Below are 18,246 nucleotides of genomic sequence, written 5' to 3'. Positions count from 1 at the left end.
GGGAGAGGGCTAGGGTGAGGGTCACTTGAGCAACCCGCGCACACTGATCCACACAGGAATACCCAAGCCAATCCAGCTCAATACATCCCACGCCTCGTCACCCAATAGCGCACTGAACAAGCCCATCACGCTGACCAGGCCAATCGCCAGCGGGATGGAAAACACTTTCCAGAAGTTCGACTGACGGGGCCTCATCGTGCGCTCTCCCTGGCCGCTCGGCGGCGCACCCACCACAGGTAGAGTCCGCTGCCGAGCACCACAATGGTCAGCACGTCGAGAGCCGCCCAGAGAATTTTCATCGGCATGCCGCCGTAATCGCCGAAGTGCAGCGGTTGCGACATGCCCATAGCGTCCATGTACCACGGGCGCCCGGCCACTGCGGTGACCTCCAGGGTACTGGCATCGATCAATACCGGGGTCAGCAGGTGAGAAGTCAGGTGCGTGCTGCCTTTCATAAAGACCGCGTAATGGTGCTCGCTGGAGAACCGTGTACCGGGGAAGGCGATAAAGTCCGGGCGCATGCCGGGCGCGGCTTTGGCTGCGATCTCCAGCAACTGGCTGGCCGGGGCAAGACGGGTCAGTGGCGGAGCATCGCGGTAGGGTTCGATCATGGCGCTGAGGCTGTCATTGCGCCATGCGGCAATGATCAGGTCAGCACAGGCACTGATAACGCCGGTCACCCCTACCACCAGGGCCCAGGTCAGGGTCACGGCGCCAATCAGGTTGTGCAGGTCGAGCCAGCGCAGGCGTTTGGATTTGTCGGTGCGCACGGTAGCGAATTCATGGCGGCGCATAAAAGGCAGGTACAGCACTGTGCCGGAGATGATGGCCAATACAAACAGCAGGCCCATAAAGGCCAGTAGCAGCTTGCCGGGCAGCCCGGCGAACATGTCCACATGCAGGCGCAGCATGACCATCATGAGTCCGCCATTGGCTGACGGCACCTCTATGGCTTCGCCCGTGCGCGCATCGAGCATAAAGGTGTGGGAGGAATTGGGTTCGGTGCCGGCGGTGGGTGCCATGATGGTCAGGACGGCATTGGGTTCGTCTTCGTCCCAGCCGAAATACTGCATGACCTCGCCCGGGCGATGAGCTTCGGCGGCGCGCACCAGTTGTTGCAGGTCGAGGGTTGGGGTATCGGCAGGCAGGGTTTTGACCTGCGGCGCATCGCCTAGCAGATGGTCGATTTCATGATGAAAAATCAACGGCAGGCCGGTCAGTGCCAGCATCAGCAAGAACGCAGTGCAAATCAGGCTGGTCCAGGTGTGGATAAAGGACCAGCGGCGGATGGTTTTGCTTTTCATGAAAATCCTGAATGCGTAAACCCCCTGTGGGAGCGGGCTTGCTCGCGATGGCATCAACTCGTTTTTTCAGTTGCACCGAGTTGTCTGCATCGCGGGCAAGCCCGCTCCCACAGGGGGGAGGTGGTGCAGCCCTTAGCGGGTTACCACTTGTAGTTGACGCTGGCCATGACGTTACGGCGGTCGCCGTAGTAGCAATAGAAACCGTCGCAGGTCGACAGGTATTCCTTGTCGAATACGTTGTTGGCGTTCACAGAAACCGTGGCGCCCTTGAGCGTTTTGCTGACCTTGCCCAAGTCGTAATGCACCGCGGCGTCGTAGACGGTATAAGCGTCGGTGTGGCCATAAGAAGCGTCGGGCACATAAGCCATGCTGCCGATTGCGATGTTGTCGGTCTCACCAATGTAGCGGGCACCAAAGCCGACGCCGAAGCCATCCAGCACGCCTTTGTGCCAGGTGTAGTCCGCCCAGATCGAGGCTTGATGTTCAGGTGTCAGGGGGAGTGGACGGTTCTTGTCCAGCGGGTCGGAGACCTTGGTCATCTTGGTGTTGGCATAGGTGTAGGCAGCGGTCAGTTTAAGGTTCTCGTTGACGTTACCCACGGCCTCCAGCTCCACGCCGCGCACGTTGGCTTCACCCAGTGGCCGGCTTACACCCAGGGTGTCGCTGAGCACGATGTTTTTACGGGTCAGGTCATACACAGCAGCGGTGAACAGCATCTCGGTGCCGGGTGGCTGGTACTTGAGGCCCACTTCGTATTGCTTGCCAGTACCGGGCTTGAACGCCTTGCCGCCAAAACCACCCGGCTCGGCCTGGAACGATTCGGCATAGGACACATAAGGCGTGAAGCCGGAATCGAACACATAGCTCAGCGCGGCATTGCCGGTGAAGGCGCTGTCGTCACGTTTGTCGCGCGCATTGTTCTCGTTGTAGAACGTGGTGTCGGTGTGCAGCCAGTCCTGGCGTCCGCCCAAGGTTAAACGCCAGTTATCCAGCGCCATCTGGTCTTGCAGGTAGAGGCCTGTGTCACGGGTTTTCTGGTTGTAGTCGTTGTAAGCGGTGTATTTGACGTTGCTGAAATCCTGCCCGTAGATCGGGTTGATGATGTTGCTGGCCGGGGCTGCGCCGTATTGCCACTTGTAGTTGGTATTGACGCGCTGGTGATCGAGGCCGATCAGTACCGTGTGCTTGAGGGCGCCCGTATTGAAGTCTGCCTGGAAGTTGTTATCCACGGCGAACTGGCTGATGTCTTCGTTCACGATATTGGCGCCGCGCTGCACGGTACCGTCGTCGGCAACGGAGCCGTAGTAACCGCCTGCAGTGATGCCCTGAAATGACAGGTCGCTTTTGGTGTAGCGCAAGTTCTGACGGAACTGCCACACATCGTCAAAGCGGTGTTCGAAGGCGTAACCGAGTGCGTAGTAGGTCTTGTCGTAGAACTCCCACTTCGGATCACCCAGGTTTTCGTGATACTTCACACTGCCCGCCGGTGAGTCAACCTTAGTGCCCTGGATCGGCAAGAACTGACTTGTGATACCGGTGTCGTCACGATTGAACTGGCTGAGGAACGTCAGTTTGGTGTCCGGGTCGATGTTCCAGGTCAGACTGGGCGCGAGGTTATAGCGCTTGTCTTCGTTGTGATCGATGGCGGTGTTGCTGTCGCGTACCAGGCCGCTGATACGGTACAAAAAGCGGCCTTCATCATCGATCGGGCCAGTGCTGTCGAAGCTGATCTGCTTGCGCTGGTAGCTGCCGACCTGGACCTGCACTTCATGGCTGGGGGTGTCCTGCGGGCGACGGCTGACCATGTCCAGCAAACCCCCGGCAGGTGTCTGGCCGTAGACCGATGACGCTGGGCCACGCAGCAGGGCTACGCGCTCCAGGTCCCAGGTTTCCAGCTTGGGCATGGTGTAGGAGCCCTTGGGCAGCGGTAGGCCGTCGAGAAACTGGGTGGGTTCGAAGCCGCGTACCTTCAGCCACTCCGAGCGGCTGTCGCTGCCATAGCTGCTGGCCGTAACGCCGGGCATGTAACGTACTGCATCATCCAGGTTCTGCACCGCCCGGTCCTGCATTTGGCTACGGGTGGCCACGGAGATGGAGCGCGGGGCTTCAGCCAAAGAGGTATCGGTTTTGGTACCCGACGCCGTGCGCTGGGCGAGGTAGCCGTCCACCGGGCCCCAAGCGCTTTCGTAGCTGCCCTGGGCGGAGATGGTCGTTGCTCCTAGAGCCAATGCGCCCTGGGGAATCTCGATCAGAGTAAAGCTGCCAGCCGAGCCGGGCACCAGCTGCAAGCCGCTCCCCTGCAACGCCTCACGCAACGCAGTCGTGGCTTCAAATGTGCCGTTGACCGGCGCCGAGGTTTTGCCTGCCAGCAAGGACGAGTCGATGGCCAGGGTGATGCCAGCCTGGCTGGCGATCTGGTTCAGGGTGGCCGCCAATGGGCCGGCGGGCAGGTTGTAGCTGCGCGCAGAGGATGCCTGTTCGGCGGCGATCAGCGTGGTGCTGGCCAGCGGAGCGCCAAGGGCAATGGCAACAGCCAACAGGCTGGGGCGCAAAAACGTGTCGAGGGTGCGGGACATTCGGCGGGTTCCTGAATGGAAATGTTTCTCAATGCCTATCTGCCGCACGAGATTTGAAAAGTGATAGGGCTTATTGAAAATAATTTAGATTCAGTTCGCCGCAGGCCTGGCGCTGACAGTGACCCACCACGGGGTGCGCTGTTCTATTTGCACCGGCAAGGTCGGCAACAGGGCGTTGAGCGCCAGTTCGACGTTGTTCAGCGGGAAGCTGCCGGTGATGCGCAGGTCGGCCACTTCGGGGGCTACACCCAGGTGGCCACGGTGATAGCGGTTGAGTTCGCCAAGCATGTCGCCCAGGCGCACGTTGTCCAGTACCAGCATGCCCCGTGTCCAGGCGTCGGCCCCGGGACTCACTGCATACATCTGGCCCAGACGGTCGCGGTGCATCAGCACTTGCTGCCCTTCGCTGTAGATGGTTTGTTCGACGCTATCTTCAGGATGGGCCTGGACACGCGATTGCAGCACGCTCAGGCGCGTGCCCTCGTCTTCGCGTTTGACCATGAACCGGGTGCCAAGGGCCAGCAAGCTGCCATCGCGGGTTTGTACGATAAACGGGCGAGGGTCGCCGTGGCCGGTTTCGACCATGATCTCGCCTTCTTGCAGGATGATGCGCCGGGTGCTGTTGTCAAAACGTACATCGACTGCACTGTGGGTATTGAGGTTGAGCAACGTGCCGTCGGCCAGGCGCATCTGGCGCTGTTCACCGGTGGCAGTGCGCTGGTCGGCCATCCAGTAATCGATGGGCAAGTAGTTCTTGCCGGCAAACAGGGCCAGCCCGCACACCAGGGCGATACTCGCCAGGCCGCTGCCGATCTTGCGCGCCTGCTGCTGCACGCCATTGCGCGCATTGAGCAGGGCGTTGCGTGCCGGGATGCCGGTATTGCTGAAGCGCTGGTCGAGCATGCCCAGTTGTAACCAGGCCCGGGCGTGTTCTTCGCTGGCGCTGTACCACTTGGCGAACTCGGCCTGTTCCACGGCGCTGCCGTTGCCGCAATCCAGGCACAGTTGCCAGGCGATGGCGGCGTCCAGCACCTGGGCCGAGACCGGTTTGCCGTTGGCCTGGCTCATGTCGGCTCACCATACAGGGCGATGTAGCACTGGCGGATGCCCTGGGCCAGGTATTGACGTACACGGGGCACCGATACGCCCAGGCGTTCGGCGATTTCGCCGTGGGTCATGCCGTCGAGCCGACTGTGCAGGAAGGCCGCACGCGACTTGCTCGACAGTTTGGCCAACATGCGGTCGATGGCTCGCAGGTCTTCGAGGATCAACTGCTGGGCCTCGGGCGAGGGGTGCTCGGCTTCGGGGATCAGCATCAACTCGTTGAGCCAGGCCTGCTCCAGGGCGGCGCGGCGAAAATAGTCGAACAGCAGGCCTTTGGCGATGGCCGCCAGAAAGGCCCGGGGTTCGCGCGGGGCTTGCAGTTCGGTACGGCCAAGCAGGCGTACAAAAGTGTCCTGGCTGAGGTCCTCTGCCCGCTGCGGGCAGGCTACGTTGCGCCGTAACCACGCCAGCAGCCAGCCGCGATGGTCGCGATAAAGCGCTCCAACCAGCTCACTGTGGGGGGTTTGGACTGACGACAAGAGCATCACCGACTGCAAGTTTTAACTAACGATAATTATTCGCGATTGTGGCAGAGGGAGTGATCCTACGCAATTGACGCTCATCGGATGACATATAAGCGGGGGAGGGTCGTTATTGTGGGAGCGGGCTTGCTCGCGATGGGATCGCCGCGTTTCGCCTGATGAGCCGCGTCGCATGAATAGCGAGCAAGACCCCTCCCACAGATTAAAAACCGTGAATCTGCTTGCGTCGCTGCCACTGGTTAAGCCGCTGTTGCAAGGCCAGGGGGCTGTCGATGCCCTGGACGCTGGCACGGCTGAACAGGATCAGTGCCAGCTCGGCCGTGGCCAGCGCGTCTGCACTGGCGTTGTGACGGTCTTCAACCTGCAGGTTGAAGTGGTTGATCCAGTGATCAAGCCCTGCCTGGCGCGGGTTGAACTGCGGGCAGAGCATCGGTGCCAGTGCGGCCACATCCATAAACGGATGCTGCAACCGATAGCCCAGGCTGTCCTTGAGGGCTCGGGTGAGCATGTGCTGGTCAAATGGTGCATGGAAGGCCAGTACCGGGCTATCGCCGACAAAGTCCATGAAATCCAGCAGCGCATCCACCGGGTCGCTGCCAGCGGCAATGGCGGCAGGTCCCAGTTCATGCAGCAGCATGCTGGGGCTCAGGGGGTGGTCGGGGCGCAGCAGGGTGCGCTCAAAGGCCTGGCTCAAGTCAATGGCGCCGTCTTCAATCACTACTGCACCAATCGACAACACTTGATCGCGGTTGAGATTAAGACCGCTGGTTTCCAGGTCTACCACCACCCAACGCTGACTGCGCAATGGCACATTGCTCAAGGCGGTGGCGGACGGCAATTGCAGCAGGCGTTGCTGTTGCTCAAGGCTTAGCAGCGGTTTTTTGCGGGGTAACAGCCAGGACAACAGGCTCATAGCTGATACCGCAGGGCCAGGCTGCTTTGCAGGCGCTGGGCCTGGCGCAGGGCTTCACGCAGGATACGGCGATCCAGCTGGTTGAGGTTGTCCGGGTCGACGCGATTGGAGTACGGGCGATTTTCCCGGGTTTGCAACTGGTGCTGCTGCATGCGGGTTTGCTGGATAAAGTGGTAAGCCTCTTCGTAGGCACCGCCGTCCAGCGGTTCGATCACGTCGAGAGCAACCAGTTGGCGCAAGCGCTCAAGGGTATTGTTGGCTTCTACACCGTTGGCCAGTGCCAGCAAGCGAGCCCCGTCGACAAAGGGCGTAAGGCCCTGCACCTTGAGGTCGAGGGTGGCCTTGTCACTGCCTTTGCGCTCCAGCACAAACTCGCGAAAGCGCCCCACCGGTGGCCGGTGACGCAGGGCGTTGTCGGCCATCATGCGCTGGAACAGGCGGTTGTCGGCCACTTGCTCAAGGATGCCGCGACGTAGTTGCGCGCAGCCCTGTTCATCGCCCCAGACCACGCGCAGGTCGAAGTAGATGGTGGAGGCCAGCAGGTTTTCCGGGGTGGCTTCACGAATAAACGCCGCAAAGCGCCGCGCCCATTCGGTACGGGACAAGCACAGGTCGGGGTTGCCGGCCATGATATTGCCCTTGCACAGGGTAAAGCCGCAGGCCGCCAGGTGCTGGTTGATCTGCTGGGCGATGGGCAGCAGGCGCTGGCGAATGTCGGCGGCCTCGGCAGCGTCCCTGGCCTCGAACAGGATGCCGTTGTCCTGGTCGGTGTGCAGGGTTTGTTCGCTCCGTCCTTCGCTGCCAAAACACAGCCAGGTAAACGGCACGCCGGGGTCACCCTTGTCGGCCAGCACCAGTTCAATCACCCGGCAGACGGTGTGATCGTTCAGTTGGGTGATGATATGGGTGATTTGCGTGGAAGATGCGCCGTGGGCCAGCATGCGCTCAACCAGCTGGCCGATTTCGCCGCGCAGGCTGATCAGGGTTTCCAGCCGTGGAGCATGGCGAATGGTACGTGCCAGATGCACCAGGTCGACCCGTTGCAGCGAAAACAGGTCACGCTCGGAAACAACCCCACACAGGCGTTGATCTTTAACCAGGCACACGTGGGCAATATGCCGCTGGGTCATGGCGATTGCAGCGTCGAAAGCGCTGTGATCGGGGCTCAGGTAGAACGGCCCGGGGGTCATGTGCAGGTCGATGGCCTGGTCGAAATCCTCAATGCCATTGGCAACGACCTGACGCAGGTCGCGCAGGGTGAAAATCCCCAGCGGGGCCTTGAACTCGTCGACCACCACAATGCTGCCCACCTGCTGTTCGTGCATCAGACGCACGGCTTCACGCAGTGCAACCTGAGGCGCGCAGGTCACGGGATGACGCATGGCCAGTTCACCCAGGCGGGTGTTGAGCGAGTACTGGGTGCCGAGGGTTTCAGCGGCTTTTTGCTGCACCTGCTGATTGACCTTGTCCAGCAGGCTGCTGACGCCGCGCAAGGCAAAGTCGCGAAATTCGTCGGACAGGCCAAACAGTTTGATAAACGCGGTTTTGTTCAGTTGCAGGCAGAACGTATCTTCGGCGGCCCGGTGTTCGGTGCGGGTGGCGCGCTCGCCCAGCAGCGCGGCCAGGGGGAAGCATTCGCCGGCGGTGATCTCGAAGGTGGTCTGGGCTTCTTCGCGACCGGCGTGGGTGCGCTCGCCCACCACTCGGCCCTGCTTGACGATATAGAAGTGCTCCACCGGCCCGTCGGTGGGTCGGATGATGCTTTCGCCCGGGGCATAGAAGCGCAGTTGGCACTGCTCGACCAGGTACGCCAGGTGAGTGTTTTCCATTTGGTTGAAGGGCGGGAATCGCTGCAAGAATTGCATGGTGCCGTGAATGTTCTGCAACACCGCGGTTTTCCCTGCCTGGAGAAACGCATCCGATTTACTCATTACTGATACCGCGTCGTTGGTTGTGAGCCGTTGTTGTTATGACCGGACAGGGCATCGCCCCAAGGTGTATTTCTATCCCTCATGCTCGGTGGTCTGCGCGCGGGTGCCCATTGGACGTAAGTCTATGGGGCAGCGTTGTGCTGCTGTTTTAAAAACATCGCACATTGGTTTCAGATATTTCTTGTGCTGGCAGGCTTGGAAATACCGGAATGTGAGCGCACATTTACACCCAGTAATGGATAACCGACTACGCTATTAGGATATTTCGCCTGCAAGTCAGCTTCCGAGAAGCCTATGACCGAACACGACATTTTGACTGACGCCGAAAGAGAGGCCTTACAAGAGGTCATGCAGACACCTGCTTCGGTCTCGTCATGTGTGTTGATTGTCGAAGATGATGTTTTGGCTCGGGAGTTGTTGGCGGAGTTTCTTGAACTCAATGCCATTGAGTGCCTCCAGGCCAGCAATGAAGAAGAAGCGCTGGCGCTATTGGCATCGGGCCAGCCGATCAACCTGATGCTCACCGATTTGCGCATGCTGCCCCACGATGGCTTGCATCTGATCCGCAAAGTGCGTGAATCCGAGCGGGCGGCCTTGCCGGTTATCATCATGTCGGGGGATGCGAATGTACGGGATGCCATCGATGCCATGCATTTGAGCGTGGTGGACTTTTTGCTCAAGCCGATTGATACCGACAGGTTGCTCAAGCTGATCCGTGAGGAGTTGGGGATGTAAGGTTGGTCTCCCACCGTGTCAAAAAAAAGCCCCGAATGATCGGGGCTTTTTTTATTGCTGCGGGTTACAGGCCGTTTCTGGCCTTGAACTCGCGCCGACGACGGTGCAGTACCGGCTCGGTGTAGCCGTTAGGCTGTTTGGTGCCTTCGATGACCAGTTCGACCGCCGCCTGGAAGGCGATATTGCTGTCGAAGTCCGGCGCCAGCGGACGGTACAGCGCGTCGTTGGCGTTCTGGCGGTCAACCACCGGTGCCATGCGCTTGAGGCTTGCCATGACCTGCTCTTCGTTGACGATGCCGTGACGCAGCCAGTTGGCGATGTGCTGGCTGGAGATGCGCAGCGTGGCACGGTCTTCCATCAGGCCGATGTCGTTGATGTCCGGCACCTTGGAGCACCCCACGCCCTGGTCGATCCAGCGCACAACGTAGCCCAGGATGCCCTGGGAGTTGTTGTCCAGTTCGTTCTGGATCTGTTCCGGGGTCCACTGCGGGTTCACCGCCAGCGGGATGGTCAGGATGTCGTCCACCGAAGCCGGAGCGCGCTTGGCCAGTTCGGCCTGACGGGCGAACACGTCAACCTTGTGGTAATGCAGCGCGTGCAGGGCGGCGGCGGTCGGTGACGGCACCCAGGCAGTGTTGGCGCCGGCCAGCGGGTGAGCGATTTTCTGCTCCAGCATGGCGGCCATCAGATCGGGCATGGCCCACATGCCTTTACCGATTTGTGCACGACCTTGCAGGCCAGTGCTCAAGCCGACATCGACGTTGTTGTTTTCGTAGGCCGAAATCCACTTCTGGGCTTTCATGTCGGCCTTGCGCACGACCGGGCCGGCTTCCATCGACGTGTGAATCTCGTCGCCGGTACGGTCCAGGAAGCCGGTGTTGATAAACACCACTCGCTCGCTGGCGGCCTTGATGCAGGCCTTGAGGTTGATCGTGGTACGGCGCTCTTCGTCCATGATTCCGACCTTGAGCGTGTTGCGTGGCAGCTTGAGCACGTCTTCGATGCGGCCGAACAGCTCGTTGGTGAACGCGGCTTCTTCAGCCCCGTGCATCTTCGGCTTGACGATATACACCGAGCCGGTGCGGCTGTTGCTGCGCGTGGTCTGGCCATTGAGGCTGTGGATAGCCGCCAGGCTGGTGAGCAGGCCGTCGAGGATGCCTTCGGGCACTTCGTTGCCGTCTTTGTCGAGGATCGCATCGATGGTCATCAGGTGGCCGACGTTGCGCACGAACAACAGCGAGCGGCCGTGGAGGCTGACGGTGCCGCCGTTTGGCGCGGTGTACTCGCGATCCGGGTTCATGGTGCGGGTAAAGGTCTGGCCGCCCTTGGATACTTGCTCGCTGAGGTCACCCTTCATCAGGCCGAGCCAGTTGCGGTAGATCACCACCTTGTCATCGGCATCGACCGCAGCGACCGAGTCTTCGCAGTCCATGATGGTGGTCAGGGCGGCTTCCATCAGCACGTCTTTGACGCCTGCAGCATCGGTCTGGCCGACGGGGCTGGCCGCGTCGACCTGGATTTCGAAATGCAGGCCGTTGTGCTTGAGCAGCACGGCCGTCGGCGCTGCGGCCGTGCCGTGGTAACCGATCAACTGCGCGGTGTCGCGCAGGCCGGTGCTGGCGCCGCCCTTGAGGGTGACCTGCAAGGCGCCGTCAACAATGGCGTAGCCGCTGGAATCAACGTGGGAGCCGCTGGCCAGAGGTGCAGCTTCGTCGAGGAAGGCGCGGGCGAAGGCGATGACCTTGTCGCCGCGAACCTTGTTGTAGCCTTTGCCCTTTTCGGCGCCGTCGGCTTCGCTGATGGCGTCGGTGCCGTAAAGCGCGTCGTACAGCGAGCCCCAACGGGCGTTAGAGGCGTTGAGGGCAAAGCGCGCATTCATCACCGGCACCACCAATTGCGGGCCGGCCATGCGGGCGATTTCGTCATCGACGTTTTGCGTCGTTGCCTGGAAATCCGCAGCTTCTGGCTGCAGATACCCGATATCCTGGAGGAAGGCCTTATAAGCCACGGCGTCATGGGCCTTGCCGGCCTGCGCCTGGTGCCAGGCGTCGATGCGCGCCTGCAAATCATCGCGTTTGGCGAGCAGTGCTTTGTTCTTGGGTGCCAGGTCGTTGATGACCTTGTCGGCACCGGCCCAGAACTGATCGGCGGTGAGGCCGGTACCGGGGATAGCTTCGTTGTTGACGAAGTCGAACAGGACTTTGGCGACCTGCAGGCCACCGACGTGAACGTGTTCAGTCATTGCTTGCCTCACTCATTTTTATTTAAAGCCTGGAGCGCTTCTCAAAACACCGCCAGAGCGGGTTTGTACGGGGATTGCAGACGCTTTGGCAGACCATGTTGCAAGTTATGTAGTGGTCGCCGAGGCATACTACATGATCAATTGCAGATGTGAAAATCAGACTGATCACGTCGTTCTGCGACCATTTTTACGCGAACGGTCACTCAGAAGAACGGGATGTTCTCAAGAAACAGGCAGGTTGTTCCAGATAATTCTAAAAACAGTACACAATTTGTGATTTTGAAGGCATCTGTGGAGCAGGCTTGCTCGTGATTCGGGCGACGCGGTCTGTCAGGCAAACCGTGGCGAGACCATCGCGAGCAAGCCCGCTCCCACAGGGAAGGGTGTTGCCTATACTCAATCGACCCCCTAATAAGAGAGTCCCGCCATGAATCATCTTGTTATCACTGTCTTTGCCCAGGACAAGGCCGGGCAGGTCGAGCGTATTGCCCAGTGCATCGCCGAGCATGGAGGTAACTGGCTGGAGAGTCGCATGTCGCGTATGGCCGGGCAATTTGCCGGGATCCTGCGTGTCGGCGTGCCTGCCGAAGCCCACGATGAGCTGGTCGATGCGCTGCAGCGGTTGGGCAAGGAAGGGATTCGGGTATTGATCGCCGAAAGCGGGATCGAGCAGTCCTGCACCTGGAAGCCCATCGCCATGGAGCTGGTGGGCAACGACCGCCCCGGCATTGTGCGCGATATCACCCGGGTGCTGACCGAGCAGGGGGTGAGCCTGGAGCGGCTGGTGACCGATGTGCGGCCCGCGCCCATGAGCAACGAGCCGCTGTTTCATGCCGAGGCCATTCTGGCTGTGCCCCTGACCTTATCGCTCGACGTGCTGCAAAAGCGTCTGGAAACCCTGGCCGATGAACTGCTGGTAGACCTCAAGTTCAGCACGGAAGAGTAACTGCGCTGGTTCAGCTGCGCTGGCGCAGGCTGAACCAGGCATCGAGGCTGTACACCACCAGCCCGGCCCAGATAAACGCAAAGGCGATCAAGGTGCTTTCGGACAGGTGTTCGCCATACACCCAGACCGCCAGGATCAGCACCAGCGTCGGCGCGATGTACTGCATAAAGCCCAGGGTCGTGTAGGGCAGATGTCGTGCGGCGGCGTTGAAACTGACCAGGGGTATCAGTGTGGCCGGGCCGGCAAATACCAGCAGCCAGGCCTCTGAGGTACTCCAGAAGTCAACGTGGGCGCTGTTGGCTTCCGGATGCAGCAACAGCCAGCCGATGGCAACCGGGACCAGGATCCAGGTTTCTACCACCAGCCCCGGCAGCGCCTTGACCGGTGCTTGCTTGCGAATCAGCCCGTAAAAGCCAAACGTCAGCGCCAGCACCAGCGATACCCACGGCAGGCTGCCCACTTGCCACACTTGTTGTGCCACGCCCGCAGCTGCCAGGCCTACGGCAATCCACTGCAAGCGGCGCAGGCGTTCGCCCAGCAGCAACATGCCGAGCAATACGTTTACCAGCGGGTTGATGTAATAGCCCAGGCTGGCTTCGACCATGCGGTCGTTATTTACGGCCCATACATAGGTCAGCCAGTTGGCGGCAATCAGCAGGCCGCTGATGGTCAGCACGCCCAGGCGTTTGGGGTTGTCGCGCAGTTCCTGCCACCAGCCGGGGTGCTTCCACACCAGCAGCAGCAACGAGCCGAACAAGGCCGACCAGAGCACCCGGTTGACGATGATTTCGGCCGCCGGGACGCTGGCCAGCAGTTTGAAGTAGAGCGGGAAGATGCCCCAGATGACATAGGCCGTGAGGCCTAAAATATACCCGCGGCGCGGGTTGGCGGCTTGCATGCAGAATCCTTGCTTAGGCAACTAACAGACACGGAAGAAGTCAGGATTGTAAGCAGGTTTTGCAGGCGTGTCGTGCAGGAGATTTGCAAGGCAGACAGTTGTTTTTGCACCAGCAGCGTTCCCGGATTTTCTGTGGGAGCGGGCTTGCTCGCGATGCGGGCGCTGCGGTCTGACAGTTAAACCGCATCGAGCCAATCGCGAGCAAGCCCGCTCCCACAAGAGCCACATACATGGCGTCAGAACAGTTTCAGCGGCTCCTCATTGAGTGCTGAAAGCTGTTCACGCAATGCCAGGATCTGGTCGCCCCAGTAGCGTTCGGTACCAAACCACGGGAAGCTGTGGGGGAAGGCCGGGTCGTCCCAGCGTCGCGCCAGCCAGGCGCTGTAGTGCATCAGGCGCAAAGCGCGCAGCGGCTCGATCAATGCCAGCTCCCGCGGATTGAAGTCATGAAATTCGCTGTAGCCGTCCATCAATTCTGACAGCTGCCCCAGACATTCCTGGCGATCACCGGCCAGCATCATCCACAAATCCTGCACCGCAGGGCCCATGCGGCAGTCATCGAGGTCGACGATATGGAACACTTCGTCGCGGCACATCATGTTGCCGGGGTGGCAATCGCCATGCATGCGGATGTTGGTGTGCGGGGTGGCGGCGTAGACGTCTTCAACGCGCTTGAGCAGGTCGCGGGCGACGGACTCGTAGGCCGGGAGCAAGCTGCGCGGTATGAAGTTGCCTTCGAGCAGGGTGGTCAGCGAGTCGTGACCGAAGTTTTTCACGCCCAGTGCTTCGCGGTGTTCGAACGGCTTGGTGGCGCCTACGGCATGCAGGCGGCCGAGCAGTTGCCCGAGACGATACAGCTGGTCCAGGTTTCCCGGCTCTGGCGCACGGCCACCACGGCGTGGGAACAAGGTAAAGCGAAAGCCCTGGTGCTCGAACAGGCTTTGGCCGTTGTGAATCATCGGGGCCACGACCGGGACTTCGCAGTCGGCCAGTTCGAAGGTGAAGCGGTGCTCTTCGAGGATCGCTTCGTTGGTCCAGCGCTGAGGGCGATAGAACTTGGCGATCAGCGGCTGCGAGTCTTCGATGCCGACCTGATACACGCGGTTTTCGTAGCTGTTGAGCGCCAACACGCGGGCATCGCTCAGGAAACCGATGCTCTCGACGGCGTCGAGCACCAGATCAGGGGTAAGTGTTGCAAACGGATGAGACATGCTGACTCCTGCGCGCAGCAGGCTGCCGCGTCCGGCCATGCATGTTAGCGCAGACCGGGGCCCGGAAGGCGACTTAATCCGCTGTGGGAGCGGGCTTGCTCACGATGCAGGCGCTGCGGTCTGTCAGTTAAATCGCACCAACCCGATCGCGAGCAAGCCCGCTCCCACACCGAAAGGGTCAGGCGCCGACGATACCGCCGTCTTCACGGCTGATGGCCATGACCGAAGAACGCGGTTTGCCGTTGGGCAGATGCTCGGGGAAGGTGGATCCGCCGTTTTCGCCGGGGTGCTGAATACCAACGAACAGGGTTTTGTGGTCGGGCGAGAAGCTGATGCCGGTGACTTCACAGCCAATCGGCCCGACCATGAAGCGGCGGATTTCACCGCTGGCCGGGTCGGCGCAGAGCATCTGGTTATTGCCCATGCCGGCAAAGTCACCGCTGTTACTGGCATCGCCGTCGGTGAGGATCCACAAGCGCCCTGCGTCGTCGAAACCCAGGCCGTCGGGGCTGTTGAACATGTTTTGCGGGGTAATGTTGGCCGAGCCACCTTTGGCCGTTTTGCCGTGCACTGCCGGGTTGCCGGCCACCACGAACAGGTCCCAGTCAAAGGTGTCCGAGCCGTGATCACCCTTATGGGCGTTCCAGCGCAGGATTTGTCCGTAGACGTTTTTCTCACGCGGGTTGGGTCCGCCAGCCGGTTGTCCATTCTCGCCACGTTTGACGTTGTTGGTCAGGGTGCAATAAACCTGGCCGTCTTTGGGGCTGACCACTATCCATTCCGGGCGGTCCATGCGTGTGGCGCCGACTGTGCTGCCTGCCAGGCGGGCATGGATCAGGGTATCGGCCTGGCTGGCGAAACCATGGTCGGCATCAATGCCGTTTTTGCCGTGACTCAGTTCAAGCCACTGGCCCTGGCCCTTGGGGCGATCAGGGTTGCTGTCGCCATTGTCAAAGCGCGCCACATAAAGCGTGCCGTGGTCGAGCAGGTCGCGATTGGCCTTGGGGTTCTGGTGGTCGATCTTGTCGCGGCTGATAAATTTGTAGATGAACTCGCCGCGTTCATCGTCGCCCATATAGACCACGGCACGACCGTCGCCGGTTTCGGCCAGGGCGGCGTTTTCGTGTTTGAAACGGCCCAGGGCGGTGCGTTTGACCGGTGTTGAAAGCGGGTCGAACGGGTCGATTTCCACTACCCAGCCGTGACGGTTGAGTTCGTTGGGGTTGAGTGCCAGGTCGAAGCGCGGGTCGTGTTGGTGCCAGTTGATATCCTTGCTGGCCGCCACGGCACCATAGCGCTTTTGCGCGGTGTCGAAGGTTTGCTTGGCATCAGAGCTGCCGAAACAATCAGTGAAGTTTTCTTCGCACGTCAGATAAGTGCCCCACGGGGTTTTGCCGTTGGCGCAGTTCTGGAACGTGCCCAGGGCACGGCTGCCGGTGGCATCGGCCCGGGTGCGCAGCAGTTCGTGGCCCGCCGCGGGACCGCTGAGGCGGATCGGCGTGTTGCCGTGGATGCGCCGGTTAAAGGGTGAGCCCTGAACAAACTGCCAGCTGTCGCCCTTGCGCTGGATTTCGATCACCGACACGCCTTCACTGGCCAGGGCCTTGCGCACTTCTTCAAGGGAAGTGGGCGAGCCACCGTGAGGGTAGAGGTAGCGGTAGTTGGTGTATTCGTTGTTGATCGCCATGAGGGCCCGGTTCGGGTCATCGGGGAAGGCGAACAGGCTCATGCCGTCATTGTTGTCGCCAAATTGCACTTCCTGCTCGCTGGCGGTGCCTTTACCGGAAGGGTCAAACGCCGGGCCTTTGGCCTGCAACGGCTGACCCCAGCTGATGAGCACCGAGGAACGGTAGCCGGGCGGCAGGCTGATGGTGTCGGTGGTGGCTGCGTTGATGCTGTCGAACCCCAGCAGGTTGCTGTTGGCGGCGCTGACCCCGGCCGCCAGGGCGCTGCGACCAAGCAGGCCGCCGCCGAGGAACATCGCCGCACCACACAAGGCGCCCGCACTGATAAAGCCCCGACGGCTCAGGCCGATGATCTGCTCAAGGTCGGTGGATTGGTTTTCTTCTAATAGGCTCATGGCTGGCTCGTCTGGCAACGGTTTTGGCAGACACCATAAGCAGCGGGTATGACAGGGATGTTTCAGTTTTTGTTTGAAAACCCCCTCTCCCATAGGGAGAGGGGACTGGTTTAGGGGGGGGTGAAGGCGCATGCGGTCAGCTCCCTCTCCCTCCTGGAGAAGGGTGGGGTGAGGGCAGCGGTTTAGAGCGCTGTGCCCAGCAACACCAGCGTCGGCGCAAACTGCACCTGTGCCGTACTGCCCACGGTCAGTCCAAGTGTTTCAAGGTGTTGCGGTTCGGTCAGCGCACACAGCGTCTGGCCGCCAGGCAGGCTGATGCGCACTTCACTGGGGCCGTCGGCGATGTGCAGGATCTGTTGGATCTGCCCGTGCAGGTGATTGTGTTCGGGGCTGGGCACTTGTGCGACGTCGATCAACTGCAGCCAGCCCGCTTTGATCAGCGCCACCGCCGGGCTATTGATCGCCAGTTCCAGGTGCTGGGTGCTGTCGTGGGTGATTTGCGCCTGCAAGGTCAGGCCACCGGGCAACTCAAGGTCAATCAGATCGTTGTGACCATGCCTGTGGATGGCAATCACGGTACCGTGCAACTGGTTACGGGCGCTGGTACGCAACATCAGGCGGCCGAGCAGATCGAGATCCCGGGCGTCTTCGGCGGCGTCCAGCACCTGAGCCTGTAACGCCTGCAAGCGCTGATAAAGGCGCAGCACCCGCTCACCGGCCACGGACAACCGGGCGCCGCCTCCGCCCTTGCCGCCAATGCTGCGCTGCACCAAGGGGGTTTGCGCCAGGTTGTTCAGCTCATCGATGGCATCCCACGCAGCCTTGTAGCTGATGCCCGCACTTTTGGCGGCAGCCGTGATCGAGCCCTGCTCGGCGATGTGTTGCAACAGGGCAATACGTTGCGGGCGGTGGACAATATGCTGGGCAAGCAGGGCAGGCAGGTGCATGAAGGCAGGTTCGCAAGACGGGGAGTGCCCGAAAAGTGCCTGCTCCACGGGGAGACGTCAAGCAAGCCCATCAGGTTTTGGCGTGCGCGCCAGGCAATACACATCGACCCGCCGCGCCCCACCCTTGAGCAACAGGCGCGCCAGGCTTTCTGCCGTGGCGCCGGTGGTCAGCACGTCATCGATCAGGGCCAGATGCAAGCCATTCACCTGCACCCCTGGCGCGAGGCTGAATGCGTGGCGCAGGTTGCGTTTGCGGGTTTTGGCGTCCAGATCCTGTTGCGCAGCGGTGTTCCGCGAACGCAGCAGCCAGTGCGGCTGGCAGGGGATGCGCAACTGCTTGCCGAGCCAATCCCCCAGCATCCCGGCCTGGTTATAGCCACGCTCACGCAAGCGTTTGGTGGACAGGGGTACCGGCAGCAGGGCGTCAGGTCGAGGTTCACCCATGTTGAAGCTATCAAGCAGTGATTGCCCAAGAATTTCGGCCAAAAGGCGGCCGTAGGGCCATTTGCTGTGGTGCTTGAAGCGCACGATCAGGCTGTCGATCGGAAAGCCATACACCCAAGGTGCATGAACTCGTTCGAAGGCGGGTGGCTGTCTGATGCAATGGCCGCAAACCAGTCCCGCCATGGGCAGCGGCAAAGCGCAGCGCTGGCAGCGGTCACCCAGCCAGGGCAGTTCCAGTTCGCAGGCGACGCACAGGGCCTGCTCTGTACGGGCGCGCTCGTCACACAACAAACATGACTGGTTGTTTATTAACCAATTGTAAACCAATCGAATCCATAGTGGTTGACAGTTCATGTCACATCCTTAAACATGCCGATATCCGTGCCGTGCCTGGGTTTTTTGCCTCGGGTTCTAGTCAAAGCATAAACAAGAG

At 60.7% G+C, this 18,246-nt stretch carries 15 protein-coding genes; 2 read left to right on the top strand and 13 right to left on the bottom strand.

Going from position 1 to position 18,246, the window contains the following annotated elements; all coding sequences use genetic code 11:
• Positions 1 to 21 precede the first annotated feature (21 nt).
• The 7 genes from GHO42_RS25735 to GHO42_RS09005 all read right to left on the bottom strand — a co-directional run bounded on the left by GHO42_RS25735 (position 22) and on the right by GHO42_RS09005 (position 8,310).
• Positions 22 to 195: a hypothetical protein gene (locus GHO42_RS25735; RefSeq protein WP_094999895.1), complete on the bottom strand. Its 174-nt coding sequence runs from the start codon at positions 193 to 195 to the stop codon at positions 22 to 24.
• Positions 192 to 1,304: a PepSY domain-containing protein gene (locus tag GHO42_RS09030; protein WP_095020452.1), complete on the bottom strand. Its 1,113-nt coding sequence runs from the start codon at positions 1,302 to 1,304 to the stop codon at positions 192 to 194. Before GHO42_RS09030 ends, GHO42_RS25735 begins: the two co-directional genes overlap by 4 nt.
• Positions 1,305 to 1,444: 140 nt before the next feature.
• Entirely contained in the window at positions 1,445 to 3,880 is a 2,436-nt protein-coding gene (locus tag GHO42_RS09025) for a TonB-dependent siderophore receptor (RefSeq protein ID WP_094999897.1), read from the bottom strand.
• A 90-nt stretch (positions 3,881 to 3,970) separates the two neighbouring features.
• Positions 3,971 to 4,948, bottom strand: coding sequence for a FecR domain-containing protein (locus GHO42_RS09020; RefSeq protein WP_153327699.1), 978 nt, complete (start codon positions 4,946 to 4,948; stop codon positions 3,971 to 3,973).
• Positions 4,945 to 5,469, bottom strand: coding sequence for an RNA polymerase sigma factor (locus GHO42_RS09015; protein WP_165446525.1), 525 nt, complete (start codon positions 5,467 to 5,469; stop codon positions 4,945 to 4,947). The genes GHO42_RS09020 and GHO42_RS09015 overlap by 4 nt, the downstream gene beginning before the upstream one ends.
• 199 nt (positions 5,470 to 5,668) lie before the next feature.
• Entirely contained in the window at positions 5,669 to 6,379 is a 711-nt protein-coding gene (locus GHO42_RS09010; RefSeq protein WP_094999899.1) for a PolC-type DNA polymerase III, read from the bottom strand.
• Complete coding sequence (locus GHO42_RS09005) at positions 6,376 to 8,310, bottom strand: putative nucleotidyltransferase substrate binding domain-containing protein (protein WP_094999900.1); 1,935 nt, start codon at positions 8,308 to 8,310, stop codon at positions 6,376 to 6,378. The genes GHO42_RS09010 and GHO42_RS09005 overlap by 4 nt, the downstream gene beginning before the upstream one ends.
• A 294-nt stretch (positions 8,311 to 8,604) precedes the next feature.
• On the opposite strand from GHO42_RS09005, the gene GHO42_RS09000 reads away from it, so the two are divergent.
• Positions 8,605 to 9,045 carry a response regulator gene (locus GHO42_RS09000; protein WP_094999901.1) on the top strand — a complete coding sequence of 147 codons (441 nt, stop codon included), beginning with the start codon at positions 8,605 to 8,607 and terminating at the stop codon, positions 9,043 to 9,045.
• A 64-nt stretch (positions 9,046 to 9,109) separates the two neighbouring features.
• Here GHO42_RS09000 and GHO42_RS08995 read toward each other — a convergent pair whose 3' ends face one another.
• Positions 9,110 to 11,287 (bottom strand): malate synthase G, encoded by a 2,178-nt coding sequence (locus GHO42_RS08995; protein WP_094999902.1) that lies wholly within the window; start codon positions 11,285 to 11,287, stop codon positions 9,110 to 9,112.
• A 427-nt stretch (positions 11,288 to 11,714) separates the two neighbouring features.
• Between GHO42_RS08995 and GHO42_RS08990 the strand changes: the two genes are divergently transcribed.
• Positions 11,715 to 12,233, top strand: a complete 519-nt coding sequence (locus GHO42_RS08990) for a glycine cleavage system protein R (RefSeq protein ID WP_016782481.1) — start codon at positions 11,715 to 11,717, stop codon at positions 12,231 to 12,233.
• Positions 12,234 to 12,243: 10 nt separating this feature from the next.
• Here GHO42_RS08990 and rarD read toward each other — a convergent pair whose 3' ends face one another.
• From rarD to GHO42_RS08965, 5 genes are all read right to left on the bottom strand, one after another.
• Positions 12,244 to 13,131, bottom strand: a complete 888-nt coding sequence (gene rarD, locus GHO42_RS08985; RefSeq protein WP_094999903.1) for an EamA family transporter RarD — start codon at positions 13,129 to 13,131, stop codon at positions 12,244 to 12,246.
• A gap of 236 nt (positions 13,132 to 13,367) precedes the next feature.
• Entirely contained in the window at positions 13,368 to 14,342 is a 975-nt protein-coding gene (locus tag GHO42_RS08980) for a serine/threonine protein kinase (RefSeq protein WP_094999904.1), read from the bottom strand.
• Between the two features lie 178 nt (positions 14,343 to 14,520).
• Positions 14,521 to 16,422, bottom strand: a complete 1,902-nt coding sequence (locus GHO42_RS08975; protein WP_095026650.1) for a PhoX family phosphatase — start codon at positions 16,420 to 16,422, stop codon at positions 14,521 to 14,523.
• A 182-nt stretch (positions 16,423 to 16,604) separates the two neighbouring features.
• Positions 16,605 to 17,369, bottom strand: a complete 765-nt coding sequence (locus GHO42_RS08970) for a TOBE domain-containing protein (RefSeq protein WP_095031824.1) — start codon at positions 17,367 to 17,369, stop codon at positions 16,605 to 16,607.
• 57 nt (positions 17,370 to 17,426) lie between these two features.
• A complete protein-coding gene (locus GHO42_RS08965) occupies positions 17,427 to 18,167 on the bottom strand; it encodes a ComF family protein (protein ID WP_095023264.1) in 741 nt (246 codons plus the stop codon).
• Positions 18,168 to 18,246: the final 79 nt, after the last annotated feature.

The organism is Pseudomonas sp. FSL R10-0056, assembly GCF_009600105.1.
GTDB classification, from domain to species: Bacteria; Pseudomonadota; Gammaproteobacteria; order Pseudomonadales; family Pseudomonadaceae; genus Aquipseudomonas; species Aquipseudomonas bubulae.
Note: the sequence above shows the minus strand (reverse complement) of the source record. Positions and strands in the feature narration are given on the sequence as shown.

Coding starts and splice junctions, on each gene's coding strand:
- GHO42_RS25735 (WP_094999895.1), bottom strand. CDS start 195: ATGAGGCCCCGTCAGTCGAACTTCTGGAAAGTGTTTTCCATCCCGCTG.
- GHO42_RS09030 (WP_095020452.1), bottom strand. CDS start 1,304: ATGAAAAGCAAAACCATCCGCCGCTGGTCCTTTATCCACACCTGGACC.
- GHO42_RS09025 (WP_094999897.1), bottom strand. CDS start 3,880: ATGTCCCGCACCCTCGACACGTTTTTGCGCCCCAGCCTGTTGGCTGTT.
- GHO42_RS09020 (WP_153327699.1), bottom strand. CDS start 4,948: ATGAGCCAGGCCAACGGCAAACCGGTCTCGGCCCAGGTGCTGGACGCC.
- GHO42_RS09015 (WP_165446525.1), bottom strand. CDS start 5,469: ATGCTCTTGTCGTCAGTCCAAACCCCCCACAGTGAGCTGGTTGGAGCG.
- GHO42_RS09010 (WP_094999899.1), bottom strand. CDS start 6,379: ATGAGCCTGTTGTCCTGGCTGTTACCCCGCAAAAAACCGCTGCTAAGC.
- GHO42_RS09005 (WP_094999900.1), bottom strand. CDS start 8,310: ATGAGTAAATCGGATGCGTTTCTCCAGGCAGGGAAAACCGCGGTGTTG.
- GHO42_RS09000 (WP_094999901.1), top strand. CDS start 8,605: ATGACCGAACACGACATTTTGACTGACGCCGAAAGAGAGGCCTTACAA.
- GHO42_RS08995 (WP_094999902.1), bottom strand. CDS start 11,287: ATGACTGAACACGTTCACGTCGGTGGCCTGCAGGTCGCCAAAGTCCTG.
- GHO42_RS08990 (WP_016782481.1), top strand. CDS start 11,715: ATGAATCATCTTGTTATCACTGTCTTTGCCCAGGACAAGGCCGGGCAG.
- rarD (WP_094999903.1), bottom strand. CDS start 13,131: ATGCAAGCCGCCAACCCGCGCCGCGGGTATATTTTAGGCCTCACGGCC.
- GHO42_RS08980 (WP_094999904.1), bottom strand. CDS start 14,342: ATGTCTCATCCGTTTGCAACACTTACCCCTGATCTGGTGCTCGACGCC.
- GHO42_RS08975 (WP_095026650.1), bottom strand. CDS start 16,422: ATGAGCCTATTAGAAGAAAACCAATCCACCGACCTTGAGCAGATCATC.
- GHO42_RS08970 (WP_095031824.1), bottom strand. CDS start 17,369: ATGCACCTGCCTGCCCTGCTTGCCCAGCATATTGTCCACCGCCCGCAA.
- GHO42_RS08965 (WP_095023264.1), bottom strand. CDS start 18,167: ATGAACTGTCAACCACTATGGATTCGATTGGTTTACAATTGGTTAATA.